Below are 8,069 nucleotides of genomic sequence, written 5' to 3'. Positions count from 1 at the left end.
AGCAGGCCCTGTAGGGCCGGGGTCGCCCTTGTCTCCTTTCGGGCCTGCCGGGCCTTGTGCGCCCGCGGCACCAGCGGGGCCGGGATCACCTTTGTCCCCCTTGGGACCAGCAGCACCGGCAGGGCCTTGCGCGCCAGCCACACCGGCGGGACCGGCATCACCTTTGTCGCCCTTGGCTCCTGCTGGGCCCGCATCGCCTCTGTCCCCCTTCGGGCCAGCCGGGCCAGCCGGGCCTGCCGGGCCGGTGGCGCCGCCGGGGCCTGCCGGGCCGACCCAGGCCCCCGCGCCATCGATGACCGGCACGACGCTGCCGTCGGCCCGGGTCACGCTGATGCTGCGCGGGGCGATGCTACCGGTGACGTTGCCAGCCTCCCTGGCATAGGCGGGCACCAGCGGCAGGCGCGGGGAGAGTTCCTCGGCATGCCCGATGCGCACGCCCAGCACCGCCTGGCGGCGGCTGAACGTGTCCGGCAGAGGGTTGGCGGGGGTTTGGCCGAGGGTGACGCGAAAGCGCCCATTGACAAACTCGACCAGCAGGGTTTCGCGCCACACGGCCACCGCGCCCGCGCCAGCGTCGGGGTAGAGCACGAATTCGACGCTTTGCACACCGTGCTCCAACCCGCCCGATTGCTTGTTGAAGAGTGTGCCCGACAGGTCGATGGGCGCAGCGGCGGCCCATGCGCCAGCGTGAAGCAGCGCCGCGCCGGCCAGCAGCAACGCCGCCGTCAGGCCCTGTCTGCCGGGCTTGCGGCATGAGAACTTTTGCCTCCCTCTTTTCGCGCTCAAGGCGCTACCTTCGTCTGCGCAGGTTTCGCGCAGGATGCCTGTTCGGGTCATGTATGGACTTCCCTATCAAGAAAACAACGGATTCCCTTGAAAACACGACGAAACCCATTTTTCCCGTGGTTTGGGAGCCCTGGCTGGCGGTGGAGGGGATTCCCGCGCCTGGACCGCGTTAGTGCCCAGGCGGTTGCCGGTGCGACTGCGATACAGACGCTGTGCAGGCACTCACCAGCCCGGGCGGCAAGTGAGCGATGGTTGTTGCGGGATGCCTTTGGGGATGCCTTTGGGGATGGCTTTCTTTCGTGTGTTCAAGACGCCGCGAGGCTATGCAAAAACCTCAGAAGATTCCTCCACTGAGCGCCACATCGGCATCATGTTTTTCGCTGCGGCGGCGCTGCATTGCAGCGGATCAACGGCAGTTTTCAGACGGCCCCAGAAGCTTTCCGTTGGAGCGTTATCCCAACAGTTGCACTTCCTGCTCATCGATGAACGCATGCCCCAGTCCTTCAAGGCTCTCTGGAACTCATGGCTGCAATACTGGCTGCCCCTGTCGCTGGGGAATATCACCCCAGGCGGCGGTCTGCGGCGCCACCATGCCATGGCCTGCGCATCCTTGACCAGACTGGCCTGCACGTGCGGCTGCAGGCTCCAGCCCACCACTGACGGTTGAACAGGTCAACGACCGCATTCAGGATTGAAGCGCCGCCGCACCAGGTCGGGAGCCACCGGCAGGTTGTGACGGCTGTCGGTGGTCACCACGAACTTGCGTTTCGTCCTGGCCTTGATGCCGCGCTGGTGCATCAGACGACGCACGCGCTCCTTGCCGACGCGCATGCCACGGGCCAGCAGTTCCTTGTGCATGCGTGGCCAGCCGTACTCGCCCTTGACCTCGGCGTGGACGGCGCGCGTGTGCGCGAGCAATGCTTCGTCACTATGGCGCCCAGCCGACCCCGCGCGAGCCTCCTGAGGCTGGCGCTGCCAGTTGAAGTACCCGCTGGCGCTGACCTGCAGCACCGCGCAGGCAACACTCAAAGGGCCACGTTTTTTGACGGGGACGAAAGCCTCCAAAAAGCGGACGGCCACAGTCCAGCCACGTCAGTGTAGGCATACCCGTGTTTCTTGCCACTGGGACGGGGCAGCGCCACGATGGACGTTTTTTTGCGATGGCGCGCTTCATGCGAGGTCGGGCAACTTCCGCTCGTAAACGCGCTACTTCCACCTGCTCGGGCGAGACTTTGGCCGCGTTGTCGACGCTGCCGGCGCCGTCCAGTTCCCCCTAGGCTGACAACCTCACCCAGTTGCCCAGACTGGCCTTGGGAATGCCCAGCACCTTGGCTACCACCGCAATCGCCTGGCCAGCGCGCACCTGCCGAACCGCCTCCAGCTTGAACTCCCCCGTGTACTGCGCACGCACCTGCCTGTCTCTCATTTCTCAACTCCTTGTCGGCATCTTCAGCAAGGGTCAAGAACTCCGCTTTTCAGGGGCAAGCTCAAGTCCCCGAAGGACCTGATTTCACTCCCACTCGATGGTTGCTGGCGGTTTACTGGACACGTCGTAGGTCACACGATTGATGCCGCGCACCTCATTGATGATGCGCCCACTCACTTTCTTGAGCAGCCCGTAAGGCAGCTCGGCCCAGTCGGCGGTCATGAAGTCGCTGGTCTGCACGGCACGCAGCGCCACCACATAGTCGTAGGTGCGGCCATCGCCCATCACGCCCACGCTCTTGACGGGCAAAAAGACGGTGAACGCCTGGCTGGTCAGGTCGTACCAGGTCTTGCCGGTGGCCTCGTCCACCCAGTTGCGCAGCTCTTCGATGAAGATGGCGTCGGCGCGGCGCAGCAGGTCGGCGTATTCCTTTTTCACCTCGCCCAGGATGCGCACGCCCAGGCCCGGGCCGGGGAAGGGGTGGCGGTACACCATGTCGTGCGGCAGGCCCAGGGCCACGCCCAGCTCGCGCACTTCGTCCTTGAACAGGTCGCGCAGGGGCTCCAGCAGCTTCAGGCCCAGCTGCTCGGGCAGGCCGCCCACGTTGTGGTGGCTCTTGATGGTGACAGCCTTCTTGCTCTTGGCGCCGCCGGACTCGATCACGTCGGGGTAAATGGTGCCCTGGGCCAGGAATGTCGCGCCTTTGACGGTGCGACCACCTTCCTCGCCCTTGTGGCTCACATCGCCGGCCTTGAGCTTGGCGGCCTCGGCCTTGAACACGTCCACGAACAGGCGCCCGATGATCTTGCGCTTTTGCTCGGGCTCACTGACGCCGGCCAGTTCGCCCAGGAACAGGTCGGACGCATCCACCCGCACCACCTTAGCGTGCAGCTTGCCGGCGAACATGTCCATGACCATGTCGCCCTCGTTCAGGCGCAGCAGACCGTGATCGACGAACACGCAGGTGAGCTGGTCGCCGATGGCGCGGTGGATGAGCGCCGCGGCGACGCTGGAATCGACACCGCCGGACAGGCCCAGGATGACTTCCTCATCGCCCACCTGCTCGCGGATTTTCTGCACGGCCTCTTCGATGTGGTCCTTCATCACCCAGTCGGGGCGCGCGCCGCAGATGTCGCGCACAAAACGGTTGAGCAGCGCCGCGCCCTGCACCGTGTGCGTGACCTCGGGGTGGAACTGCACGCCGTAAAAGCGCCGCGCTTCGTCGGCCATGCCGGCGATGGGGCACGACGGCGTGCTGGCCATGAGCTTGAAGCCCGGGGGCAGCTCGGTGACCTTGTCGCCGTGGCTCATCCACACTTTCAACATGCCGTGGCCCTCAGGCGTGGCGAAGTCCTCGATGCCCTTGAGCAGCGCAGTGTGGCCGTGGGCGCGCACTTCGGCATAGCCAAACTCGCGGCTGTGCGAGCCCTCGACGTTGCCGCCCAGCTGCACGGCCATAGTCTGCATGCCGTAGCAGATACCCAGCACGGGCACGCCCAGCTCGAACACGGCGTCCGGCGCGCGATCTTCAACCTCATAAACGCTGGCGTGGCTGCCCGACAGGATCACGCCCTTAAGCAAACCGTCCGCGGCAAACTGGCGCACCCAGTCGCTGCTCACGTCGCAGGGGTGCACTTCGCAATAGACATGCGCCTCGCGCACACGGCGCGCGATAAGCTGGGTGACCTGCGAACCGAAGTCGAGGATGAGGATTTTCTGGTGTTGCATGGCGACTTACAGTCAAATGCGGCCCTAGCCCCTGATAAACAAGCGCTAGCAGCTATCAAAATACTAGCGACTTGAAGGCGTTTTTTAACACCTTCAAGTCGCTGCGTCAGTCGGCGCGGTAGTTGGGCGCTTCCTTGGTGATCTGCACGTCGTGCACGTGCGACTCGCGGATGCCCGCGGCCGTGATCTCCACAAACTCGGCCTTGTCGTTCATCTCTTCGATGGTCGCGCAGCCGCAGTAACCCATGGCCGCACGCACGCCGCCCGCCATCTGGAACACGATGGACACCATCGAGCCCTTGTAAGGCACGCGGCCTTCAATGCCTTCGGGCACCAGCTTGTCAGCGTTGGGGTTGCCGGTGGTGGCTTCCTGGAAGTAGCGGTCGGCCGAGCCCTGCTGCATGGCGCCGATCGAGCCCATGCCGCGGTAGCTCTTGTAGCTGCGGCCCTGGTAGAGGATGACTTCGCCCGGCGCCTCTTCGGTGCCCGCGAACATGCCGCCCATCATGATGGTGGACGCGCCCGCAGCCAGCGCCTTGGCGATGTCGCCCGAAAAACGCACACCGCCGTCGGCAATCAAAGGCACGCCCGTGCCCTTGAGCGCAGTCGCCACGCTGTCGATGGCCATGATCTGCGGCACGCCCACGCCAGCCACGATGCGCGTGGTGCAGATGGATCCGGGGCCGATGCCGACCTTGACCGCATCGGCACCGGCCTCGACCAGCGCTAGCGCGGCCGCGCCGGTGGCGATGTTGCCGCCGATCACATCCACTTGCGGGTAGTTCTGCTTGACCCAGCGCACGCGGTCAATCACGCCCTTGCTGTGGCCGTGGGCCGTGTCGACCACGATGGCATCCACGCCGGCCTTGACCAGCAGCGCCACGCGTTCTTCGGTGCCTGCGCCCACGCCCACGGCGGCGGCCACACGCAGACTGCCGGCCGCATCGCGCGCTGCATTGGGGAAGGTGGTCTGCTTGTTGATGTCCTTGACGGTGATCAGGCCCTTGAGTTCAAAGGCGTCGTTGACCACCAGCAGGCGCTCGAGCTTGTAGCGGTTGAGCAGCGCCTTGGCCTGCGCGGGCGTAGTGCCGTCTTTTTCGTTGACGGTGATGAGCTTTTCGCGCGGGGTCATGATCTCGCGCACCTTGACGTCGTAGCGCGTCTCGAAGCGCACGTCGCGGCTGGTGACGATGCCGACCACCTTGCCGCCGTCGCACACCGGAAAGCCTGAAATGCCCAGGTTCTCGGACAACTCCAGCACCTGCAGCACGGTGTGCTCGGGCGTGATGACCACGGGGTCAAGCACCACGCCGGACTCATGGCGTTTGACCTTGGACACCTCGGCCGCCTGTTGCTCGGCCGTCATGTTCTTGTGGATGACGCCAATGCCCCCTTCCTGCGCGATGGCGATGGCCAGGCGCGCTTCGGTAACGGTGTCCATGGCGGCGGACACAAGCGGGAGGTTCAGGGTGATGCTGCGCGTGAAACGCGTGACGAGGGAAGTGTCCTTGGGCAGGACCTGGGAGTACGCGGGCACCAGCAACACATCGTCGAAGGTGAGCGCTTTTCCAAGAAGGCGCATGTCAAAGCTCCAAAAAAATGATTGTATCCGCCACTGCGCAACCGGCCCGGCTACACTCGCCCGCATGAAACCGCACAAGCTTCTTTTGCTGGCGCTGGCCTGCACCTGGGCCATGGGTGTGTCCGCTCAATGGCAGTGGCTGGACAAGGATGGCCGCAAGGTTTTCAGCGACCGTCCTCCGCCTCAGGACATCCCTGAAAAGAGCATTCTCAGGCAACCCCGCCCTGCCTTGGCACCTAGCCCTGTCGCAGCGCCAACCACGCCGGCCTCGGCTGCGACAGACACCGCAGCGCCCAGGCCCGCGCCCCCCGCTGGCAAAGACAAACAGCTGGAAGAAAACAAGGCCAAGGCCGAAGCTGCCGAAGCCGCCAAGAAAAAAGCCGAGGAAGAACGCATTGCCCGGCTGCGGGCAGACAACTGTGAACGCGCCCGGCGCGCCAAGTCCCAGTTGACCTCTGGCCAACTGCTGACCACCACCAACGCCAAGGGCGAGCGTGGCTTCATGGACGATGCCACGCGCGAGGCAGAACTACGTCGGGCGGACGCCACCATCGCCTCCGACTGCAAATAAGCGTCACAGCAACCCGGGGGCAGGCGCGCCGCTTGCCAAACGGTGGTTATGCCCCCGCATGGATCGGCCGCGCAATGAAACGCCCACTGCTGTCTCTGCATGGGCCGCCAGCACCCCGGTGACATCCGATATCGGGGTGTTTTTCTTTGGGACGCTGATCTCAGGAACCTGCGTCTGCTGACTCCACTGCGGCCTGACCCACTGCCTTTGGCGCGCCGCGTAAAGCCGGTCGTTGATGGCAGCGCAGGCCCTCATCTCCGGGGTGAGCGCGCATGTACCCACCGGCCCGGCGCCCTGGGCGGCAATGCGCAGCGGCGGTGCGCTACGACTATTTGCCGATGATCTCGTTGAGCTTGTCGGCTTCGAAATGCTCGCTGCGCGCGGCATCACTGGGCACACAACTGGCGGATTGCGGCAGCGACTGCGAGAGCTTTTCGATGGCCTGCCACAGCAGCGCGATCTGGTGCTCCTGCGCGCCGGCAGAGTCAATCAGGCCGCGCATAGCCTGGGTGAGCGGGTCGTCTTGCTGAGGCGTCACGCCATAGGCGCTGAATGTGGCCGGTTCATCCGGCTTGTGCGGCTCGGTTACATCGGCGCTGTGCCCGTCCCTCGAGGGAATGATGCGCGCCGGAATGCCCACGGCCGTTGCCCCTGCGGGCACGGGCTTGATGACCACGGCATTGCTGCCGATTTTCGCTCCGTCACCCACCTCGAAGCCGCCCAGCACCTTGGCGCCCGCGCTCACCACCACGTTCTCGCCCAGCGTCGGATGGCGCTTGACACCCTTGTACAGCGAAGTGCCGCCCAGCGTGACGCCGTGGTAGATGGTGCAGCCGTTGCCCACCTCGGCCGTCTCGCCAATCACGATGCCCATGCCATGGTCAAAAAACACGCGTTCACCTATTTTTGCGCCGGGATGAATCTCGATGCCCGTCAGCCAGCGCGCGCAATGCGAGATGAACCGACCCAGCCACTTGAAACCGCGCGTCCAGCACCAGTGCGCGGGCCGGTGCAGCCAAATGGCGTGCAGCCCCGGGTAACAGGTGATCACCTCCCAGGTGCTGCGTGCAGCCGGGTCGCGGTCAAGAATGCACTGGATGTCGGATCGCAGGCGGGTAGCAAACATGAATTCAGGCGAATGAGCTTATGGTCGCGGCAGTCTAACGACTTGACTGTGACGCTTCGATCATGGCTTTGGCGACACCGCGCAGGATGTGGATTTCCTCGTGCGTGAGTTGGGCGCGGTTGAAAAGCTGATTGAGGCGCGGCATGAGCTTCTTGGGCGCGGCCGGGTCCAGAAAGCCGACGGCTGCCAGCGCCTGCTCCCAGTGTGCGAGCATGCCCGCCATCTGCGCGGCGTCGGCGCGCTCGCCTTGCGGGGCCGATTGCGGCACGGCGAACCCACCCAGCGCCTGTCGCCACTCATAGGCAATCACCTGCACCGCAGCCCCCAGGTTGAGCGAGCCAAATTGCGGATTGGTGGGAATGCTCAGCGCCACATGGCAGCGGTACACATCCTCGTTGGCCATGCCAAAGCGCTCGCAGCCAAACAGGAAGGCCACGCCGGACTCTGGCAATGGCTTTTGAGTCAAATTGGATTCCAGCCCTTTTAAATCAAGCGCTTGCAGCTCTTTATTTAATAGCATTTCAAAATGCTGGCGCGGCATGCGCGTCGGCGGGCCGAAGTCGCGCGGCGTCATGGCGGTGGCGCACAGGTGACTGATGCCATCCAGCGCCTCATCCAGCGTGGCGACGATGCGGGCGCGCTCCAGCACGTCCAGGGCACCGCTGGCGCGCTGGATGGTTTCCTCGCGCCGCAGCACGTTGGGCCAGCGCGGGGCGACCAGCACCAGGTCGTCAAAACCCATGGTCTTCATTGCGCGAGCGGCGGCACCCACGTTGCCGGCGTGGCTGGTTTGGATCAGGATGAAGCGGGTTTTCATGGCGCAGAGTTCACTGGAGACAAGCCAACGATT

Annotated in this window: 5 protein-coding genes and 2 pseudogenes; 1 reads left to right on the top strand and 6 read right to left on the bottom strand. The window is 64.7% G+C overall.

What is annotated here, in order from left to right; genetic code table 11:
- The 4 genes and pseudogenes from AB7E35_RS06715 to guaB all read right to left on the bottom strand — a co-directional run.
- A pseudogene (locus AB7E35_RS06715) lies at window positions 1-786 on the bottom strand (hypothetical protein); the annotation flags it as partial.
- Between the two features lie 411 nt (window positions 787-1,197).
- A pseudogene (locus AB7E35_RS06710) lies at window positions 1,198-2,212 on the bottom strand (IS3 family transposase); the annotation flags it as partial.
- 84 nt (window positions 2,213-2,296) lie between these two features.
- Window positions 2,297-3,940, bottom strand: a complete 1,644-nt coding sequence (guaA, locus tag AB7E35_RS06705; RefSeq protein ID WP_428162767.1) for a glutamine-hydrolyzing GMP synthase — start codon at window positions 3,938-3,940, stop codon at window positions 2,297-2,299.
- Window positions 3,941-4,046: 106 nt separating this feature from the next.
- Complete coding sequence (gene guaB / locus AB7E35_RS06700) at window positions 4,047-5,522, bottom strand: IMP dehydrogenase (RefSeq protein WP_428162766.1); 1,476 nt, start codon at window positions 5,520-5,522, stop codon at window positions 4,047-4,049.
- 64 nt (window positions 5,523-5,586) lie between these two features.
- Between guaB and AB7E35_RS06695 the strand changes: the two genes are divergently transcribed.
- Window positions 5,587-6,093 carry a DUF4124 domain-containing protein gene (locus AB7E35_RS06695; RefSeq protein ID WP_428162765.1) on the top strand — a complete coding sequence of 169 codons (507 nt, stop codon included), beginning with the start codon at window positions 5,587-5,589 and terminating at the stop codon, window positions 6,091-6,093.
- A gap of 328 nt (window positions 6,094-6,421) precedes the next feature.
- On the opposite strand, the gene cysE is transcribed toward AB7E35_RS06695, so the two are convergent.
- Both cysE and AB7E35_RS06685 read right to left on the bottom strand, forming a co-directional pair.
- Window positions 6,422-7,219 (bottom strand): serine O-acetyltransferase, encoded by a 798-nt coding sequence (gene cysE / locus AB7E35_RS06690; RefSeq protein WP_428162764.1) that lies wholly within the window; start codon window positions 7,217-7,219, stop codon window positions 6,422-6,424.
- 34 nt (window positions 7,220-7,253) lie between these two features.
- Window positions 7,254-8,036 carry an RNA methyltransferase gene (locus tag AB7E35_RS06685; RefSeq protein WP_428162763.1) on the bottom strand — a complete coding sequence of 261 codons (783 nt, stop codon included), beginning with the start codon at window positions 8,034-8,036 and terminating at the stop codon, window positions 7,254-7,256.
- Window positions 8,037-8,069 lie beyond the last annotated feature (33 nt).

This window comes from Diaphorobacter sp., from assembly GCF_050251835.1.
GTDB lineage: Bacteria > Pseudomonadota > Gammaproteobacteria > Burkholderiales > Burkholderiaceae_C > JBFXIE01.
Note: the sequence above shows the minus strand (reverse complement) of the source record. Positions and strands in the feature narration are given on the sequence as shown.

Bases quoted from the DNA above. Each gene is read 5' to 3' on its own strand.
- guaA (WP_428162767.1), bottom strand. From the start codon at position 3,940: ATGCAACACCAGAAAATCCTCATCCTCGACTTCGGTTCGCAGGTCACC.
- guaB (WP_428162766.1), bottom strand. From the start codon at position 5,522: ATGCGCCTTCTTGGAAAAGCGCTCACCTTCGACGATGTGTTGCTGGTG.
- AB7E35_RS06695 (WP_428162765.1), top strand. From the start codon at position 5,587: ATGAAACCGCACAAGCTTCTTTTGCTGGCGCTGGCCTGCACCTGGGCC.
- cysE (WP_428162764.1), bottom strand. From the start codon at position 7,219: ATGTTTGCTACCCGCCTGCGATCCGACATCCAGTGCATTCTTGACCGC.
- AB7E35_RS06685 (WP_428162763.1), bottom strand. From the start codon at position 8,036: ATGAAAACCCGCTTCATCCTGATCCAAACCAGCCACGCCGGCAACGTG.